General features: G+C 38.5%; 19 protein-coding genes. 6 read left to right on the top strand and 13 right to left on the bottom strand.

The genetic code is table 11. The features are described 5' to 3' along the window. Positions 1–361 precede the first annotated feature (361 nt). From dhaM to dhaK, 3 genes are read right to left on the bottom strand one after another with little or no spacing between them, the layout of a single operon-like run. The gene (gene dhaM / locus JQ843_RS06845; protein WP_203213244.1) at positions 362–736 is read right to left on the bottom strand and encodes a dihydroxyacetone kinase phosphoryl donor subunit DhaM; all 375 of its coding nucleotides are present in this window, start codon (positions 734–736) and stop codon (positions 362–364) included. Then, a complete protein-coding gene (gene dhaL / locus JQ843_RS06850; RefSeq protein ID WP_203213245.1) occupies positions 736–1,311 on the bottom strand; it encodes a dihydroxyacetone kinase subunit DhaL in 576 nt (191 codons plus the stop codon). Before dhaL ends, dhaM begins: the two co-directional genes overlap by 1 nt. Positions 1,312–1,332: 21 nt before the next feature. Then, entirely contained in the window at positions 1,333–2,322 is a 990-nt protein-coding gene (dhaK, locus tag JQ843_RS06855) for a dihydroxyacetone kinase subunit DhaK (protein WP_000720680.1), read from the bottom strand. A 153-nt stretch (positions 2,323–2,475) separates the two neighbouring features. On the opposite strand from dhaK, the gene dhaS reads away from it, so the two are divergent. Further along, on the top strand, positions 2,476–3,006 hold the full coding sequence (gene dhaS, locus JQ843_RS06860; protein WP_049516635.1) for a dihydroxyacetone kinase transcriptional activator DhaS: 531 nt from the start codon (positions 2,476–2,478) through the stop codon (positions 3,004–3,006). After that, a complete protein-coding gene (dhaQ, locus tag JQ843_RS06865) occupies positions 3,003–3,992 on the top strand; it encodes a DhaKLM operon coactivator DhaQ (protein ID WP_203213246.1) in 990 nt (329 codons plus the stop codon). The genes dhaS and dhaQ overlap by 4 nt, the downstream gene beginning before the upstream one ends. A gap of 97 nt (positions 3,993–4,089) precedes the next feature. Here dhaQ and JQ843_RS06870 read toward each other — a convergent pair whose 3' ends face one another. The 4 genes from JQ843_RS06870 to JQ843_RS06885 all read right to left on the bottom strand — a co-directional run bounded on the left by JQ843_RS06870 (position 4,090) and on the right by JQ843_RS06885 (position 7,316). Then, positions 4,090–4,629, bottom strand: coding sequence for a ClbS/DfsB family four-helix bundle protein (locus JQ843_RS06870; protein WP_203213247.1), 540 nt, complete (start codon positions 4,627–4,629; stop codon positions 4,090–4,092). Between the two features lie 56 nt (positions 4,630–4,685). Next, complete coding sequence (locus JQ843_RS06875; RefSeq protein WP_000031471.1) at positions 4,686–5,180, bottom strand: YkgJ family cysteine cluster protein; 495 nt, start codon at positions 5,178–5,180, stop codon at positions 4,686–4,688. Positions 5,181–5,313: 133 nt separating this feature from the next. Next, positions 5,314–7,047 carry a phosphoenolpyruvate--protein phosphotransferase gene (gene ptsP, locus JQ843_RS06880; protein ID WP_004241506.1) on the bottom strand — a complete coding sequence of 578 codons (1,734 nt, stop codon included), beginning with the start codon at positions 7,045–7,047 and terminating at the stop codon, positions 5,314–5,316. Between the two features lie 5 nt (positions 7,048–7,052). Next, positions 7,053–7,316 carry a phosphocarrier protein HPr gene (locus JQ843_RS06885; protein ID WP_000146947.1) on the bottom strand — a complete coding sequence of 88 codons (264 nt, stop codon included), beginning with the start codon at positions 7,314–7,316 and terminating at the stop codon, positions 7,053–7,055. Between the two features lie 350 nt (positions 7,317–7,666). Here JQ843_RS06885 and nrdH point away from each other — a divergent pair, with 350 nt between their 5' ends. From nrdH to JQ843_RS06905, 4 genes are all read left to right on the top strand, one after another. Then, positions 7,667–7,885, top strand: coding sequence for a glutaredoxin-like protein NrdH (gene nrdH / locus JQ843_RS06890; protein WP_000259240.1), 219 nt, complete (start codon positions 7,667–7,669; stop codon positions 7,883–7,885). 80 nt (positions 7,886–7,965) lie between these two features. Then, a complete protein-coding gene (gene nrdE, locus JQ843_RS06895; RefSeq protein ID WP_203213248.1) occupies positions 7,966–10,125 on the top strand; it encodes a class 1b ribonucleoside-diphosphate reductase subunit alpha in 2,160 nt (719 codons plus the stop codon). Positions 10,126–10,314: 189 nt separating this feature from the next. Beyond that, a complete protein-coding gene (gene nrdF / locus JQ843_RS06900) occupies positions 10,315–11,277 on the top strand; it encodes a class 1b ribonucleoside-diphosphate reductase subunit beta (protein ID WP_004262458.1) in 963 nt (320 codons plus the stop codon). 143 nt (positions 11,278–11,420) lie between these two features. Then, positions 11,421–12,188, top strand: coding sequence for a DeoR/GlpR family DNA-binding transcription regulator (locus JQ843_RS06905; protein WP_203213249.1), 768 nt, complete (start codon positions 11,421–11,423; stop codon positions 12,186–12,188). A 104-nt stretch (positions 12,189–12,292) separates the two neighbouring features. Here JQ843_RS06905 and JQ843_RS06910 read toward each other — a convergent pair whose 3' ends face one another. The 6 genes from JQ843_RS06910 to lacD form a co-directional block, all read right to left on the bottom strand. Then, positions 12,293–12,550, bottom strand: coding sequence for a DUF3884 family protein (locus tag JQ843_RS06910; protein ID WP_084819641.1), 258 nt, complete (start codon positions 12,548–12,550; stop codon positions 12,293–12,295). 41 nt (positions 12,551–12,591) lie between these two features. Further along, entirely contained in the window at positions 12,592–13,998 is a 1,407-nt protein-coding gene (gene lacG, locus JQ843_RS06915) for a 6-phospho-beta-galactosidase (protein ID WP_203213250.1), read from the bottom strand. 338 nt (positions 13,999–14,336) lie between these two features. Continuing rightward, entirely contained in the window at positions 14,337–16,028 is a 1,692-nt protein-coding gene (locus tag JQ843_RS06920) for a lactose-specific PTS transporter subunit EIIC (RefSeq protein WP_001037324.1), read from the bottom strand. Next, the gene (locus JQ843_RS06925; protein WP_001078320.1) at positions 16,028–16,345 is read right to left on the bottom strand and encodes a PTS lactose/cellobiose transporter subunit IIA; all 318 of its coding nucleotides are present in this window, start codon (positions 16,343–16,345) and stop codon (positions 16,028–16,030) included. The genes JQ843_RS06920 and JQ843_RS06925 overlap by 1 nt, the downstream gene beginning before the upstream one ends. 35 nt (positions 16,346–16,380) lie before the next feature. Next, positions 16,381–17,217, bottom strand: a complete 837-nt coding sequence (locus tag JQ843_RS06930) for a PRD domain-containing protein (protein ID WP_004254529.1) — start codon at positions 17,215–17,217, stop codon at positions 16,381–16,383. Positions 17,218–17,451: 234 nt separating this feature from the next. Continuing rightward, a complete protein-coding gene (gene lacD, locus JQ843_RS06935) occupies positions 17,452–18,432 on the bottom strand; it encodes a tagatose-bisphosphate aldolase (protein ID WP_001229114.1) in 981 nt (326 codons plus the stop codon).

The raw sequence follows: 18,432 nt of genomic DNA on the forward strand, positions 1-18,432 counted from the left end.
TCTAGACTTTTGATTGTCAAAATCTTTCAGAATAGAACAATCCTAACTATCGAATACCCTAACTTCATAAATATCTATGTAATTCTAGACCTAGAATTCCTATAAACTAAATGTTTTCGCACTATTCTAAGCCATTGATTGCCTTAAATTTTAATTTTTGAAGAATTCTAAAGCTAGAATAGTCGTCCCATCACAATCTGTTTTGAATGATTCACAATTTAGAAACGCTATGATTCCACTCCTTTTACATTAAAAAGGAACTGCCCAAGCAATCCCTTTCTGATTTTGAAATTATTTACTTAAAATTTGATAGTTGAGATAATCAATAGCTCACCTATAAAAAGAGTTATAGTAAGATTCCTTATTTATTGATTTCAAGCTCCGACAACTGTGTTTGAATAACTGACAGTTCTGCACCAGCCTGAAGAAGAGCAGCTGCAGTATAGGCGCCTTCTACAATTGGAACCCTGTTGATGATGATACTTTTATCACTGAAATCAGCCACCATTTCTAAGTTCATTTTAGCAGAACCTAGGTCAAAAAAGGCAAGTAAAGTATCTGCTGGATTTTCGGAAACAACCCTATCTACTTGATCAAAACTAGTTCCAATTCCTCCGTCCTTGGTTCCTCCTACATAAGTAATCGAAACATCTTTAGCTACTTCACTAATTAGTTCAACAACACCTTGTGCAATGTGTTTGGAATGTGAAACGATAACAAGACCAATACTTCCCATTAAACCACCCCAGTTTCTAAAAGAGCAGTAAAGAGTAATCCTGATGAGAATGATCCAGGATCAATATATCCAAGAGAACGTTCTCCTACATAAGATGCCCTTCCTTTAGTTGCAAGTAAATCTTTAGTAGCATTCACTACCTTATCAATAAGCTCATGAGTCAATTGACCAGCAGACAAAGCAGCAATAACAGGAGTCCAAACATCAACCATTGTCTTTTCTCCAACTTCTGCTTTCCCACGTTTGATAATCATATCCAAACCGCTTTGTAAGATTTCCTCTATTTTCGAATTAGAATCAGCCTTGGACATTCCCATAAAAGCAGAGCCATACAAGGGACCAGAAGCACCACCTACCTTACTCAGTAGTTGCATTGAGACAAGTTTAAAAACATCACTGCTGGTATCAAATTGCTTTCCTTCTAAGTTTTCCATAACTGTAGCCATGCCACGCGCCATATTTCCACCGTGGTCCCCATCTCCTATAGGAGTGTCTAACTCACTAAGGTAATCTTTCTTTTCTTGAATCTTTTCATTAAAAAGCTTCATCCATTCAAGAGCTTGTTCAGCATTCATTTGACATTTCCTCCTTGAGTTTTACCAAGCTGGTGTTGTAACAGGTGCATTTAAAGCATCTAACCATTCATCATCTGCCAATCGAATCAATGTTAATGATAATCCAGCCATATCAATTGATGTCATATAGTTTCCAATTTTCTTAAATGCCAACTCAACACCTTTTTCATGGAGTAATTTAGCCACATCATTCGCAAATACGTATTGTTCCATAAGAGGAGTGCTTCCTAAACCATTAATGAGAAGGCCATAGCGTTCATCAGCCTTAAGTTGGAAACCTTCAGATAGTTTTTCAACCAATTCTGAAGCCAATTGTGCGGAAGGTTGCATTTTCTCTTTTTTATATCCTGGCTCACCATGAATACCAACTCCATATTCAAATTCATCATCTTCTAGAACAAATCCTGGTTTCCCAACTTCAGGAACAGTTGCTCCAGACAAGGCCAGCCCAATTGTTTTAATTTCTAAGACAAGTTTATCGGCCAAGTCCTTCATTTCAGATAATGATTTACCAGAACGAGCCGCATCACCCAAAATTTTATGGACTAATATAGTACCTGCAACACCACGACGCCCTTGGGTATAGAGACTATTTTCAACAGCAATATCATCATCGACTACAACACTTGCTACATCAATACCTTCCATTTCAGCAAGTTCTTGTGCAATTTCAAAGTTCATAATGTCACCAGAATAGTTCTTGATGACCATGAAAACTCCAGCACCTTCATCAGCTGCCTTAATGGCTTCTAAAATTTGGTCCGGAGTAGGTGAAGTGAAGACTGCTCCACAAATGGCAGCAGACAGCATTCCATCTCCTACAAAACCAGCATGACTTGGTTCATGTCCTGAGCCTCCACCTGAAATGAGACCAACTTTTCCTGTCTTTTCTGCCTTTCTAACGATGACATCAAAACCATCTAAGCGTTCCACCAAGTCATCATGCATGAATGACAATCCCTGCAACATTTCATCAACAACTTGTGTCGGTTCATTTATAATTTTTTTCATAAGAAACTCCTTTCGGTATTTACCTTTGTTTTCGCTTTCATTATATATTTTTTACTGCTGGCTGATAAGGGACAGATTCTATTATTTGTCCCCTTTTAAACCCATTTCAAACATTTTTTTGGTAAAATGAAGGAAGTAAAAGAAAGGTTTCCTATGGCATCATCACTTATTACAAAAAAACGGATTGCCAAGGCATTTAGAGACCTATTAGCTACTAGAGAATTTGACAAAATCTCCATTGTAGATATCATGGAATCAGCTGGCATTCGTAGACAGACCTTTTATAATCACTTTCTTGACAAATATGAACTGCTCGACTGGATATTTGAAAATGACTTAACCGAGTATATCACCAATAACTTGGACTTCATTTCAGGACAAAAACTATTACAAGAATTATTTTTTTATTTCGAACAAGAGCGTGACTTTTATATTCAACTTTTTGATATTCAAGGACAAAATAACTTCTATGACCAATTTATCAGCTACTGTCGCTTGCTTGTATCAAAAATTTTAAAAGAATACGGTCAGATTGATATCGATTCATCTGCTTATACTTGTTTTTTGTTAGACTATCATTCACATGCTTTAGCAGAAATCGTGAAGGCTTACGTCAATAAAAAAAGTCCAGTTCCACAACCAGACTTTTTAATCATGACAATTATTGGAAAGAGACCACAATGACATTTATTTCAAATCATAAACAGAAAATTATTTCAAGTTACATTTCAGCAACTGTCAGCAATCATCCCGAATTAGAAAAACACCCTACCTTACCATTAGTCTATCAAAAAAATCGTAATCCTCATCAGGTTCCAATCTTGTCGGGTGGAGGTTCCGGTCACGAACCTGCGCATATTGGATATGTGGGAGAAGGAATGCTTACTGCTGCTATCTATGGCCAATTATTTACTCCTCCTACAAGAACTGAAATCTTAGAGTCCATTCGTTTTTTAAACAATGGTCACGGTGTCTTCATCATTGTAAAAAATTTCGAAGCAGACATCAAAGAATTTAGCTGGGCCATTAACACTGCTAGACAAGAAGGAATTAAGGTCAGCTATAGTCTAGCACACGACGATATTTCAATTGAACCTCACAATAGATTTCAAATTAGAGGAAGAGGGCTTGCAGGGACAATTTTGCTTCATAAAATTCTAGGATATGCAGCTCAAAATGGTGCCGAAATCGAGCAACTAACTGATTTAGGTCATCAACTTGCTCCCGAAATCGCAACAATTGGTTTTGCAACGAAAGCTGCTAGTCTCCCCCAAGCCACCCTTCCACTATTTAACTTGGAAGAAGGAAATATTTCTTATGGCATTGGGATACATGGCGAAGAAGGATATCGTATCGTCCCATTCCAATCGTCGGAAATCCTTGCAAATGAAATTATAAGTAAATTAAGATTGCACTATCATTGGAAAAAGGGTAATCAATTTATATTGCTTGTAAATAATCTAGGCACTACCAGCAACTTAGAAATGGGCGTATTTATCAATGATCTCCTTCAACTCTTAGAAATTGAAGGAGTCACTATTACCTTTATAAAATCAGGAACATTTATGACCAGTCTAGATATGGCTGGTATATCCGTAACTCTTTGCCCCGTAAAAAATAAACAGTGGTTAGAAGCGCTCAATGCTCCAACGACAGCTTTTGCATGGTAATTTAATTGTATAACTCAAAAGGGCTACATCACTTGATGGCCCTTTGTTTTTATCTTACGTTTAAAAGAACTCATTCTTGCCATTTCAAATAGGCCATCTATCCCTTACAATTCTTCCGATGAGCTTTGAGTTTTTTCATAGTCCAATCATAATGACTGGAGGTGTTACTGACAAAGTAGGAACCTAGACTTGTTCCGCCGGTCCACTTATAGACACCTTTGGTAAAGAGGTCGTCATTGCTAAAAACTTCTATCAATTCTAAAACCTCCCTATGTGATTGTTCTAGGAGTCTAGTCGCTTCTTCTAAGGACGTTTTCTGGTGCTTCTTCCAAAAAGCGACATTCATTTGTCCATAAGTTTTCCAATTATAAGGTTCAGGGAGAAAAGGTCTTTCGTGACCTTCTTGATTAGAATGTACCCAAGTCAAAAGTAACTGCTGCCATTCATAAAGATGGATCAAGACATCCCGTAGATTTTTATCCCTTTTCCAGTGAGCTTCTTTTTTCTTTGGGTCTCTTGAAAAATCAAATGGAGTCTGTAGATCATCTTCACTTAATTGAGAGATGAAGAGGTTAAGCTTTTCATAATTTTCCTTAGAGACCAGCATTAGCTCCTCTTTTGTTTTCGGTCTAGGCACAGAGTTCCCCCTTCATATTGTTAGTTATTATTAGAAATTTTTTATCCTTTAAATCTCTATAACTTATCCTTTAATTTCTCAACAAAGAGATAAGCTGCTGGACAGGTCAAAGTATTCTTAATCGTCAAATGGTTGATTTGATGGATCTTTTTCCGATCTGTATGAGGGAACTCTCGACAGGCCTTTGGACGAACGTCATAGATGGAACAGAGATTATCTCCTCCTAAAAAGGGACAGGGCATGGATTTAAAAACCTTATCCCCATCTTCATCTACCTGCAAAAACTCTGCTTCAAAAGCAGGTAATTTCATCTTAAAATACTTGGCGATTCGTGTAATATCCGCTTCTTTAAAGTCAGGCCCCAATGTCTTGCAACAGTTAGCACAGGCCGTACAATCAATCTCCGCAAAGACTTCCTCGTGAATCTGCTGGGCTATCTTATCTAGATTTTTTGGTGGCTTTTTCTTTAGATTGGCTAAAACTTTTCGATGTTCCTTCTGCTTTTGCAAGGCTAGCTGGTGGTAGTACTCAATATCAATTTCTTTAGACATGGTTTCTCTCTTATTCTAATTACTTTCCCCTATTATACCATGCCTCTGAACCATTGAAAAGTGGACTTTACAAGACTATACTATTCCCGAATGTATCAAAAAACCTTGCAACTAGGTTACAAGGTTAATGACATTAATCAAAGTTAACGTATTCTTTTTGAAGTTCAAGAACTTCTTCCATTGTTGAACACTCTGTAAGGGCACGGTTAGCGTACTCTTCCATCTTAGCAGTGTCCAATTTCTTCATCAAGCTACGTGTACGAAGGACTGATGTTGCTGACATAGAGAATTCATCCAAGCCCATTCCGACAAGAAGTGGAACAGCTTTTTGGTCACCAGCCATCTCACCACACATACCAGCCCATTTACCTTCAGCGTGAGCTGCCTTGATAACGTTGTTGATCAAGCGAAGGATTGATGGGTTATATGGTTGGTAAAGGTATGAAACTTGCTCGTTCATACGGTCTGCTGCCATTGAGTATTGGATCAAGTCGTTTGTACCAATTGACATGAAGTCTACTTCTTTTGCAAATTGGTCTGCAAGCATCGCTGCTGCAGGGATTTCAATCATGATACCAACTTGGATGTCATCCGCAACTGCAACACCTTCAGCAAGAAGGTTTGCTTTTTCTTCTTCATAAACTGCTTTGGCTGCACGGAATTCTTTCAAAAGGGCAACCATTGGGAACATGATACGCAATTGACCATGAACAGAAGCACGAAGAAGGGCACGGATTTGTGTACGGAACATTGCATCTCCAGTTTCAGAAATAGAGATACGAAGGGCACGGAATCCAAGGAATGGGTTCATTTCATGTGGCATATCGAAGTAAGGAAGTTCCTTATCTCCACCGATATCCATTGTACGAACAACCACTGGTTTACCATTCATTCCTTCAAGAACAGCTTTGTATGCTTCATACTGCTCATCTTCTGTTGGGAAATCTTGAGAATCCATGTACAAGAACTCTGTACGGTAAAGTCCAACAGCTTCTGCACCGTTGTTGTTAACACCTTCAACGTCTTTTGGAGTACCGATGTTAGCTGCCAACTCGAAGTGTTTACCGTCAGCAGTCACTGTTTGAGCATCTTTCAAAAGTGCCCATTCAGCTTTTTGTTTAGCATAAGCTTCACCAGCTGCTTTAAATTCTGCCGCTTGTTCATCTGTTGGGTTGATAATCACTTCACCAGTAATTCCGTTAACGGCAAGGATATCGCCGTCTTTCACTACTTCAGTGATGTTATTTGTTCCCAATACAGCTGCAATTTCAAGTGTACGTGCCATGATAGCTGAGTGGCTTGTACGTCCACCGATGTTTGTTACAAAAGCTTTTACAAAGTTTTTGTCCAATTGAGCTGTATCAGATGGTGTCAAGTCATGCGCAATCACGATTACTTCTTCATTGATAGAAGCTGGGTTTGGCAATTTCTTACCAAGAAGATTTGCCAATACACGTTTTGTCACGTCGCGGATATCCGCTGCACGTTCTTGCATATATGGGTTGTCTTCCATGCCTTCAAAGATAGTGATGAACATGTCAGTCACTTCTTTAAGACCTGCTTCTGCATTGACTTTCTTAGCACGGATTGTTTCTTTAATCTGACCAATCAATTCTGGGTCAGCAAGAACCATCAAATGAGCGTCAAAAACTTGAGCCGCTTCTTCACCAAGCGTACCTACAGCTTTCTCACGGATAAGAGAAAGCTCGTTTTGAGAAGCTTCAAGAGCTACATCCAAACGAGCCTCTTCTGCGTTTGTATCTTCGACTGAAACAGTCTCGAATGACAAATCCGGTTGAACGAGTAGATATGCTTTTGCAACTGCAACACCATCAGATGCTGCGATTCCTTTAAGCATTTCTGTCATTTTCCTTATGCCAATCCTTCTTTTTCCATTGTTTCTGAGATTGCAGCGATAGCGTCATCTGCATCTGCACCTTCAGCTGAGATAGTTACGTCAGCACCTTGGCCAACACCAAGACTCATAACACCCATGATTGATTTAAGGTTAACTGATTTACCTTTGTACTCAAGAGTGATATCTGAAGCAAATTTGCTTGCAGTTTGTACCAACAATGTTGCTGGACGTGCGTGAATACCTGTTTCTGCCACTACGTGGAAATCTTTAGAAGCCATAGTTTGACTCTCCTTTTGTTCTTTCTTTTTTGAGTTATATGTGATAACCCTTACAATTTGGTATTATACCATCTTCTAGGATTTTTTTCAAGCATTTTATGGGATTTATTCGATTTCCTTTCAGATAACTTGCTGAAAATCTTCTATTCTAGATAACAAAACACAGGATATAGTTTTCCAAAAAACTACTTCTAGGATAATCATCACTATTTTACAAAACAAACACTACATGTTGTGTTTTGCGACCTTGAGTAGAAAAATATACCACTATATTTAGTTTTAAATCATTGACAAAAATTTATTTTCTGATATACTAAGAAAGTAATCTATTTTGAAAGAGGAGTTACACAATGGTAACCGTTTATTCTAAAAACAACTGTGTCCAATGTAAAATGACCAAACGTTTCTTGGACAGTAATAATGTCGCTTATCGTGAAATCAATCTTGATGAGCAACCTGAATACATCGATCAAGTTAAAGAGCTCGGTTTCAGCGCAGCTCCTGTTATCCAAACACCAACTGAAGTCTTTTCAGGTTTCCAACCAGGAAAATTGAAACAATTAGCATAATCTTAGTACATCATCCAGAAGAAACTGCTTCTAGGGCTAACTTAGAAGCCTTTCTTTTGTAATTAGATAAGGGAAATTTTATGGGATTAAAACATCTTGAAGACGTGACTTACTTCCGTCTCAATAACGAAATCAACCGTCCTGTCAATGGACAAATCATGCTTCATAAAGATAAGGAAGCCTTGGATGCTTTCTTTAAAGAAAATGTAGTTCCAAACACTATGGTTTTTGATTCAATCAAGGATAAAATCAACTACCTCATTGAACACAACTATATCGAAACAGCCTTTATCAAGAAATACCGTCCAGAATTTTTGGAAGAATTGGCTCAATTTATCAAAGACCAAAACTTCCAATTCAAGTCTTTCATGGCAGCTTATAAGTTTTACAATCAATACGCCTTAAAGACTAATGACGGTGAATATTATCTTGAAAGCATGGAAGACCGTGTCTTCTTTAACGCCCTTTATTTCGCTGATGGCAATGAAGCTGTTGCAATCGATATTGCCAATGAAATCATCCACCAACGCTACCAACCTGCTACTCCTTCCTTCTTGAATGCTGGACGTGCTCGCCGTGGGGAGTTAGTATCTTGCTTCCTAATCCAAGTAACTGATGATATGAACTCTATCGGACGTTCTATCAACTCAGCTCTTCAACTTTCACGTATCGGTGGTGGTGTGGGAATTACTCTCAGCAACCTTCGTGAAGCTGGTGCACCTATCAAGGGCTATGAAGGAGCTGCTTCTGGGGTCGTTCCAGTTATGAAACTTTTCGAAGATAGCTTCTCTTACTCAAACCAATTGGGTCAACGTCAAGGTGCTGGTGTTGTCTACCTCAACGCCTTCCACCCAGATATCATCGCCTTCCTTTCCACTAAGAAAGAAAATGCCGATGAAAAAGTTCGTGTTAAGACCCTTTCACTTGGTGTTGTAGTACCCGATAAATTCTACGAATTGGCTCGTAAGAATGAAGAAATGTACCTCTTCAGCCCATATTCTGTAGAACTTGAATACGGTGTGCCATTCAACTACATTGACATCACTGAAAAATACGATGAACTAGTCGCAAATCCAAATATACGTAAGACAAAAATCAAGGCGCGTGATTTGGAAACGGAAATCTCTAAATTGCAACAAGAATCTGGCTACCCTTATGTAGTCAACATTGATACGGCTAACCGTGCAAATCCTGTTGATGGTAAGATTATCATGAGTAACTTGTGTTCTGAAATTCTTCAAGTCCAAGAACCAAGCTTGATCAACGATGCTCAAGAATTCCTTCAAATGGGAACAGATGTTTCATGTAACCTTGGTTCAACCAACGTGGTTAACATGATGACTTCACCTGACTTTGGTCGCTCAATCCGTGCTATGGTTCGTGCCCTTACTTTCGTTACAGATAGTTCACACATCGTAGCTGTGCCTACCATCGACCATGGAAATAGCCAAGCTCACACCTTTGGACTTGGTGCCATGGGACTTCACAGCTACCTTGCCCAACAACTCATTGAATATGGATCACCTGAGTCTGTTGAATTTACAAGCATCTACTTTATGCTTATGAACTACTGGACCTTGGTAGAGTCAAACAATATTGCGCGTGAACGTGGTATCACCTTCCACAACTTTGAAAAATCAGACTATGCTAACGGAAGCTACTTCGACAAGTATGTGACAGGCGAATTTGTTCCAAAATCAGACCGTGTTAAAGAACTCTTTGAAGATGTCTTTATTCCAAGCGCTGCTGACTGGGCTGAACTTCGCGACAAGGTTCAAGCAGATGGCCTTTACCACCAAAACCGCCTTGCTGTAGCACCAAATGGTTCGATCAGTTACATCAATGACGTTTCTGCTTCTATCCACCCGATTACGCAACGTATCGAAGAACGTCAAGAAAAGAAAATCGGGAAAATCTACTACCCTGCTGCTGGCTTGTCAACAGAAACCATTCCTTACTACACTTCTGCTTACGACATGGATATGCGTAAAGTCATCGATGTATATGCTGCTGCAACTGAGCACGTGGACCAAGGACTTTCACTCACTCTCTTCATGCGTAGTGACATTCCAAAAGGTCTTTACGAATGGAAGAAGGAAAATAAGCAAACGACACGTGACTTGTCTATCCTTCGTAACTATGCCTTTAACAAGGGAATCAAGTCTATCTACTACGTCCGTACCTTTACAGATGATGGTGGAGAAGTCGGTGCCAACCAATGTGAAAGCTGTGTGATTTAATCTTTGCTTGAGAAAACTACTTTTTCTCAGATAAGTGATTCATTCACCCTGCTAAACTAGAATAAGCATCTATACTATGAAATAACAAAAAGTCGGGCTTCCGACTTTTTGTGCGAAACTACTCTAGGATTATGATAAAATAAAAATAATTGTGAGTTCGCAATACTAAACACAGAAAGAGATTTCAAAATGGAAACTTACTACAAAGCCATTAACTGGAATGCCATCGAAGATGTCATCGACAAATCAACTTGGGAAAAACTGACGGAGCAATTCTGGCTTGATACACGTATTCCCTTGTCAAATGACTTGGATGACTGGAGAAAGCTATCAAATGTAGAAAAAGACTTGGTTGGAAAAGTCTTTGGTGGTTTAACCCTTCTCGACACTATGCAATCTGAAACTGGGGTTCAAGCCCTTCGCGCGGACATCCGTACACCACATGAGGAAGCTGTTTTCAATAACATACAATTTATGGAATCTGTCCACGCAAAATCTTACTCATCAATCTTTTCTACCTTGAATACTAAGGCTGAGATTGAAGAAATTTTCGAATGGACCAATACCAATCCTTACCTACAAAAGAAGGCAGAGATTGTCAACGAAATCTACCTAAACGGTAGCCCACTTGAAAAGAAAGTTGCCAGTGTCTTCCTCGAAACCTTCCTCTTCTACTCTGGTTTCTTCACGCCGCTCTACTACCTTGGTAACAACAAACTAGCCAACGTTGCGGAAATCATCAAATTGATTATTCGTGATGAATCTGTTCACGGAACCTACATTGGTTATAAATTCCAACTTGGTTTCAATGAATTACCTGAAGAAGAGCAAGAAAAACTCAAAGAATGGATGTATGATCTGCTATACACTCTCTACGAGAATGAAGAAGGTTATACAGAGAGCCTCTATGACGGTGTTGGTTGGACTGAAGAAGTCAAGACCTTCCTTCGCTACAATGCTAACAAAGCACTCATGAACCTGGGACAAGATCCACTCTTCCCAGATTCAGCTGATGACGTCAACCCAATCGTTATGAACGGTATTTCAACAGGAACTTCTAACCACGACTTCTTCTCTCAAGTCGGAAATGGTTACCTCCTTGGTGAAGTTGAAGCCATGCAAGACGATGATTACAACTACGGTTTAAACTAATGTTATCTATTTTATAATCAATAACAAATATCATGGTTTGTTTAAAACAACCATGATATTTTTGTTTTTGTTTTCTTTTGTTTTTTAAATTGATTGATTGAATACTTTATGATAAAATAGTAATAGAAATAGAGGTGATAACGATGTTAAAGCAGGAAAAACTAGATAATATTCTAGAAACGGTAAATACAAAGGGAACTATTACTGTAAAAGAAATCATGACTCGCTTGGATGTGTCAGATATGACTGCTAGACGCTACTTGCAAGAGTTGGCAGACAAGGATTTACTTGTTCGAGTTCACGGTGGAGCTGAGAAAATTCGCACAGGTTCTATTTTAAATAATGAGCGTTCCAATATTGAAAAACAAGGCTTACAAATCGCAGAAAAACAAGAAATCAGCCGTTTTGCAGGCCATTTAATTGATGAGGGTGAAACCATTTTTATTGGTCCAGGGACAACCTTGGAATCTTTTGCCCGTGAACTTCCAATTGATAATATTCGTGTTGTAACAAACAGTTTACCAGTCTTTCTCATCTTAAACGAACGAAAACTAACAGATTTGATTTTAATTGGTGGGAATTACCGCTCTATCACTGGAGCCTTTGTCGGAACACTAACCTTGCAAAACTTAGCCAATCTTCAATTTTCTAAAGCTTTCGTTAGCTGTAATGGTATTCAGGACAATTCAATTGCGACCTTTAGTGAAGAGGAAGGTGAATCTCAACGCATCGCCCTCAATAATTCCAATAAAAAATACTTACTAGCTGACCATAGTAAATTCAATAAATTTGATTTCTATACCTTCTACAATATCTCTGATATTGATACCATCGTTTCAGATTCTAAACTGAGCAAAGAAACGTTTGAACAACTTTCAAAACAAACAAAAATTATTCTTTCTAAACCATAAAACTGAGGATTGATAAAAAATAAAATGCGTCATATCAAGAAAATAAGAATCTTGATATGACGCATTTTTGGATGAAGATTTTTACAAAGAGTTTCCTAGATTCTTTATGATTGTTGAAACGGCATAAAATCTGAATCAAAGGAGATATTATCCCGTTCTTCAGGACTGATAAAACTTAAAAAGATATTTTTAAATTCTTCTAGCTCATAGTCTGAATGGCAAATCCATTCTTTACCGGTAGAGATATACCATTTCCCAAGATTTTTCAGCTCCTCATTAGTCAAACGAGGTATTTGAGAACATTTATCAAAATTGATAATATAAACTTTTTCATAAATTGATTGGATAAAATCTTTGAACATCTTTTGCCTCACTAGAATTCTATATCTAATTACTCATTCTACTAGTCTATAATCTGACTTTCAGCTACTTTCTTGTACCAGTGAGCTGATTTCTTAGGATAACGTTCTTGAGTTTCAAAGTCTACATAAAAGAGACCGTAGCGTTTTTCATAACCGTTTGACCAAGAGAAGACATCCATCAATGACCAGATGAAGTATCCTTTGACGTTTGCACCATCAGCAATCGCATCAGATAAGACCTCTAAGTGTTGTTTGACATAATCAATACGACCATCATCGTAAACAGTGTTATCGACGAACTCATCTTTATAACCAAGTCCATTTTCAGTGATGTAAATCTTCTTGTAGTTAGGATAATCTTTCTTCACACGCATGATTTGGTCATACAAACCCTGAGGGTAGATAATCCAATCCCAGTCTGTACGTGGCACATAATCCGGAGCTACACGACGACCAACACCTTTTATTTGGTATTTAGAACTTCCTTTCTCACCCTTACCATTATGGATAATTTCAGTTTCTCCATCAAAGGCTTTCATCCAGTCACTCATATAGTAATTGATTCCAAGGAAGTCATTCAAGTCTTTTGCAGCTTCTAATGCTGTGAAATCTTCTTCACGAAGATCCAAGCTACCACCATTGACTGATAAGATATGGTTAACACCTTCCATCGTTTCATCTGAATAGCGACCTAGATAAGTTGCATCCAAAATAAATTTATTGTGAATAATATCTTCCAACTCAGCTGCACGAACATCTCCTGGATTTTTAGGATCTAAAGGATACTTGGTTGGCAAAGCATGAACAACACCAATTTCACCTTTATAGCCTTTATCTTTATATAGCTTGACTGCACGCGCATGAGAAACCATCATATTGTGGTGCGATTGGAAAACTTTGGCAAGGTCGTACTGAATACCTGGAGGGAATTTTCCAACCAAGTATTGACCATCACCAATTGGCCCAATTTCATTAAAGGTTGTCCAATAGTTTACTTCTGGGAATTCTTCAAAACAGAAGGCAGCGTAGTCTACAAAGTGTTCAATATTTTCACGGTTTAAGAAGTCTCCATTTGAGTGGAGAGCTTCTGGCGTATCAAAGTGATGAAGAGTTACAAAAGGCTCAACATGACGTTTGTGACACTCTGCAAATAGATTATGATAAAATTCAACACCTTTAGCATTTACTTGACCGTAACCAGTCGGGAAAATACGTGACCAGGCAATAGAAATTCGAATACCATTGACACCATACTCTTCTGCTAGCTTGAGGTCAACTGGGTATCGATTGTAAAAATCACTGGCTGGTTCGGCAGTGTACCAGTAGTTATCTTCAAGATACTTATCCCACGCAACTGGTCCTTTACCATCAGTATGTGTAGCACCTTCTGCTTGATAGGCAGCTGTTGCGCCACCGAAAATAAAGTCTTTTGGTAATGTTTTTGTCATTTTTTTCACCTATTTCTTGATTTAAATAAAGTAAAAGTGAGAGGAGAGGAGTCAGTGAGCCATCCTTCTCCATCTCACTTCTTGTACCAAGTCACCGAATTGTAACATGAGGAGGTAAAAACGATAGCTTTTTACCGACGAATTAATAAGGCGATTAGGAAATTCGCCATAGCGATTTCCGTAACGAGAGGAGACTATTTCAGAGTCCCTATCGTTAATCGAATTGTGACATGAGAAGGTAAAAACGATAGCTTTTTACCGACGAATTAATAAGGCGATTAGGAAATTCGCCATAGCGATTTCCGTAACGATAGGAGACTGTTTTATAGTCCCTATCGTTAATCGAATTGAGCTTGTACGAATGCAAGAGCACCTTTTCCATCACGAGTTAATTTGATGTATTGAGCGCCTTCTGTTTTCGCTAGTTTAATACCGAGCTTATCTGTTTCTGCTTTCATGTCTTCAAAGTTTGAAGCAACTTGAGGGGCAAGGATAACAAGATCAAACTCTGGCAACATTTCACGGTGAGCACCATAGCCACCTGCTGCTGCTTTCACAGGAACATTGTATTCTGCAGCTGCCTTATTCAAAGCATTCGCAAGAAGTCCACTTGTCCCTCCACCTGCACAGAGAACGAGGACATTTGTTTCTTCAGTGATTGTATTTTGTGCTGCTTCTACACCAGCTTTTTCAAGAATAGCATCTGCTTTTGCAGTGTTGAAGTTTGCGGCAACTTTTTCTTTCAATTCATCATTAGATTTACCTGAACGCTCTTCTTCAAGAATTTGTTCATCATATACTTTAAGGAATGGATAGTAAATGACTACGTCAACCACGATTAGAAGGGCAGCAAGAATGAATGATAGAACTTGGAAGTTCGTACCAAGAACTAGACCTAGTGGAGCTGGAGTTGTCCATGGTAGATTAGCAGTAAATGAGTTCATTCCAAGTGTTTCAATAAAGAATTTGAAGATCCAAACGTTTGCGATTGGAGCAAAGATAAATGGAATGAAGAAGATTGGGTTTAATACAAGTGGTGCACCAAACAAGATTGGTTCATTTACACCAAAGAATGTTGGGACTACTGAAGCACGACCGATTGCACGGTTACGTTTTGATTTTGTTAACCACATGAACATGAATGGAACAACCAGTGTCGCACCAGTACCACCCATGGTAACGATAAACATTTGTGTACCAGAAGTAAGAATCTTGTCAGCGTGCATACCTTGTTGGAGAAGGTTCAAGTTGACTTCGGCATTGGCATAGGTAATAGCTGCGATAGCTGGTTCAACGATAGATGGACCATGGATCCCAACAAACCAGAAGAAAGCAAAGGCACCAAAGATAATCGTAATACCTAGATAACCATCAGCAGCAGAGAATAATGGTGCAAAGAATTTACCGATTGATTCAGCTACGCTTGCACCAACAAAATGACGAGCTAGTAAATCAAGAGCATAAAGTGAAACAACTGAGAGAGTGAATGGAATCACATCTTTAAAGACTTGTGAGATATTTGGTGGAACTTCGTCAGGCATACGAATAGTGACGTTGTTCTTAACACAAACCTTATAGATTGCTACAGTAACAAAGGCAGCAAGGAAGGCTGAAAGCAAACCTTTTGTCCCCAAGAATCCAGTAGCAAGACCATTTTCGATAGGATCAGCTGCCAACATCAACAAACCAACAATCGCTGCTAACAGTGTTGACATATAGTTGATTTGATTGGTTTTCTCCATGCTACGGTTTACTGAGTCGGTCAATGACTTAGCTGTTGTACCAGCTACCAAGAGAGCCAGAATACCCATAGAATAGCTATAAGGTTTCATCAGAAAGGCTACAACTTCATCAGACCATTTAAAGCCCCATGAGTTTGGTACAAAGGCAATCAAGATAAAAATACTTGAGAAGAGAATAACAGGCATACCTGCAATGAAACCATCACGAATGGCACGAAGGTAGATATTACGAGATAGTTTCTCAAAGAAAGGCTTTCCTTTCTCAATAAATGCAATTAATTTATTCATTACTTAACTCCTCTCTTGTAGAGTTCAATTAAATGGTGCATCAAATCTTTTAATAAGATAGTTGTCATCAAGTGGTCTTGGCCATGCATCATGGTTACACTATAGGCTAAGTCCTCACCTGAAGCTTCCTTAGCCAATAGACTTGTTTGCGCGTGGTGAGCCTCTGCAATGCAAGAACCAGCTTCCTCGACTAAGCTATCTGCTTTCGCAAAATCGCCAGCTTCAGCAGCTTTCAAGGCTTCCAATAGTTTTGAACGAGCATCGCCAGCATAGGCTACGATTTCAAAACCTAACAATGTTACTTCTTCTCTATTCATGATAGAATTCTCCTTAGGTATTTTTAATTAAATTTTTATGACAATAAACGTTGGATATGTAGAACTAGATAAACTCGTTCACTTTTATACAAATCAAGACCCGTATGTTGCGTAATCACATCATAGATCTTGGAACCAATCTCGAACGCTTTTGGATAGGATTGTTTAATATGATCTTCCATATCCAGAAGTGATTGGTTATCATCTCTAGATCTGTCTAAATAATCCAAGAAATAATTCAAATGTATCATAAAACGATCATAGAAATGATTATTCTCTTTGGTTCGTTGAATTGCATAGTCCGTTAAAACTTCTTCAACATTCCTGAGAATTTCTTTCCTCTTATCAATCGACTCCACAAGTTCCACTTCATTTTCACCTTCGGCATTAATGAAATGATAAGCAATCCGAATAATTTCGTCCTCAGGAAAATGATCTGCTAGCTTCTGACGATAAATTTCAAAAGCTTCATTTGCGATTTGAAAAGCGACAGGATACTTAGTGGAAATATCTGGTAGATTACTATCCTTGTACCTTCCTTGTGCTAGAGCTTGGTAAGAACAGTAAATATGATCTGTCAAGGTTACGTAGAGATACTCTTGAATTGGATAATGATATTTCTTTGATAGCTTATCAATGATTTCATAGGTCACTGTGATAAAATCAAGCGGAACATCTTTGAGGAGAGCCATAAAGTTTTCTCTTGACTCTTCTGTCTTCATCCGAAAGATTTTCTCAATATGCTGTTCAGTAATCAAATCTCCCTTCCTCTTTCCAAATGTAATCCCCTTACCAATCACAATCACTTCTTCTCCTTTATCATTTCTGACAAGCGAGACATTGTGATTCATTGGATTTAGAATTCGATACATGTCAACCTCCTTTTATATCTTAAAGGTATATGAGTACAAAAAATGACCACAAATGAACTAGAAAATCAGCCGATTTCTAATTCACCTGTGATCATGCCTAATATTACTTAGTAACACTCACCTTGTATTAACTTGTGATTTAAGTATAGCACAAGTAAGTTATTTTGTAAACCTTTACATAAAACTTTTTTTAAAATTTTTTTAGATTCATGTTCCTAACCTAGGAGGACTTGCTTACACGCGTTCTTTCCATGAAGTCGCTGTTGTTTGAAGAACTTTATTGAGCTCATCAATGTTTTCAAAACCAGTTGTGCGAAGCCATTCGCGAGCTGCTGCTTCACCATCTTTGATGTATGCTTCAACTGATCCAGCCCATGTAGCACGGCCACAAAGAACTCCGTTAAAGTTTGCACCTGATTCATGAGCAAATACAAGAGTATCTTGGAAAAGTTTAGCTGATACACCAGCACTCAAGTAGATGTAAGGCAAGTTAGTTGCTTCATCTTGAGCTTTGAAGAAGGCTGCTGCTTCTTCACGTGTGTAAACTACTTCACCCTCAGCGAAGCCTTCAACATATTTAATGTTAACAGGAACTTCTACTTTCAAGACATCAATGTTAAAGCGTGGGTCTGAGAAGACTTTCATAGCACCAATAACTTTGTGTGGTTTTACTTTAGCGTATTCTACAGAACCTGCGTCCGCAATTTTTTCATCGTAAGCAAGGATTTCAAGGAAGAATGGAATATCTTCAGCCACACACTCTGAACCGATGCGTTCGATATAAGCTTGTTTTTCTTGGTTGAGTTCGTCTGAGCTATCTACGTCATAGTAAAGCAAGAATTTAACTGCATCTGCACCTTCTTCTTTAATACGTTTTGCAGACCAAACATCCAAGCAGTCTGGCAAGCGTTTTGTGCTTGTTGTGTCATAACCTGTTTTTTCATAAGCAAGGAGAAGACCAGCTTTTTCATCAAGAGCTTTAGTTGCTGGAAGTCCATACTCAGGGTCAAGAAGCATAGATGAAGCGTATTTAGTCAATTCATCTGCTACCAAGACTTTAAGTTCTTCCATTTGAGCCACTGTTGGTTCTTCTGTTTGGTGTTGAGCCATTAGGCGTTTCAAAGCACCACGTTGGTCAAATGCAAGAGCTGAGATGATTCCATTTTCATCAGAAAGTTTTTCTAAGCGTGCACGTTTTTGTTCTGTTAAAGCCAT

It is taken from the genome of Streptococcus mitis (genome assembly GCF_905187495.1).
Taxonomy (GTDB): domain Bacteria; phylum Bacillota; class Bacilli; order Lactobacillales; family Streptococcaceae; genus Streptococcus; species Streptococcus mitis_CU.

Bases quoted from the DNA above. Each gene is read 5' to 3' on its own strand.
- dhaM (WP_203213244.1), bottom strand. From the start codon at position 736: ATGGGAAGTATTGGTCTTGTTATCGTTTCACATTCCAAACACATTGCA.
- dhaL (WP_203213245.1), bottom strand. From the start codon at position 1,311: ATGAATGCTGAACAAGCTCTTGAATGGATGAAGCTTTTTAATGAAAAG.
- dhaK (WP_000720680.1), bottom strand. From the start codon at position 2,322: ATGAAAAAAATTATAAATGAACCGACACAAGTTGTTGATGAAATGTTG.
- dhaS (WP_049516635.1), top strand. From the start codon at position 2,476: ATGGCATCATCACTTATTACAAAAAAACGGATTGCCAAGGCATTTAGA.
- dhaQ (WP_203213246.1), top strand. From the start codon at position 3,003: ATGACATTTATTTCAAATCATAAACAGAAAATTATTTCAAGTTACATT.
- JQ843_RS06875 (WP_000031471.1), bottom strand. From the start codon at position 5,180: ATGTCTAAAGAAATTGATATTGAGTACTACCACCAGCTAGCCTTGCAA.
- ptsP (WP_004241506.1), bottom strand. From the start codon at position 7,047: ATGACAGAAATGCTTAAAGGAATCGCAGCATCTGATGGTGTTGCAGTT.
- JQ843_RS06885 (WP_000146947.1), bottom strand. From the start codon at position 7,316: ATGGCTTCTAAAGATTTCCACGTAGTGGCAGAAACAGGTATTCACGCA.
- nrdH (WP_000259240.1), top strand. From the start codon at position 7,667: ATGGTAACCGTTTATTCTAAAAACAACTGTGTCCAATGTAAAATGACC.
- nrdE (WP_203213248.1), top strand. From the start codon at position 7,966: ATGGGATTAAAACATCTTGAAGACGTGACTTACTTCCGTCTCAATAAC.
- nrdF (WP_004262458.1), top strand. From the start codon at position 10,315: ATGGAAACTTACTACAAAGCCATTAACTGGAATGCCATCGAAGATGTC.
- JQ843_RS06905 (WP_203213249.1), top strand. From the start codon at position 11,421: ATGTTAAAGCAGGAAAAACTAGATAATATTCTAGAAACGGTAAATACA.
- JQ843_RS06910 (WP_084819641.1), bottom strand. From the start codon at position 12,550: ATGTTCAAAGATTTTATCCAATCAATTTATGAAAAAGTTTATATTATC.
- lacG (WP_203213250.1), bottom strand. From the start codon at position 13,998: ATGACAAAAACATTACCAAAAGACTTTATTTTCGGTGGCGCAACAGCT.
- JQ843_RS06920 (WP_001037324.1), bottom strand. From the start codon at position 16,028: ATGAATAAATTAATTGCATTTATTGAGAAAGGAAAGCCTTTCTTTGAG.
- JQ843_RS06925 (WP_001078320.1), bottom strand. From the start codon at position 16,345: ATGAATAGAGAAGAAGTAACATTGTTAGGTTTTGAAATCGTAGCCTAT.
- JQ843_RS06930 (WP_004254529.1), bottom strand. From the start codon at position 17,217: ATGTATCGAATTCTAAATCCAATGAATCACAATGTCTCGCTTGTCAGA.
- lacD (WP_001229114.1), bottom strand. From the start codon at position 18,432: ATGGCTTTAACAGAACAAAAACGTGCACGCTTAGAAAAACTTTCTGAT.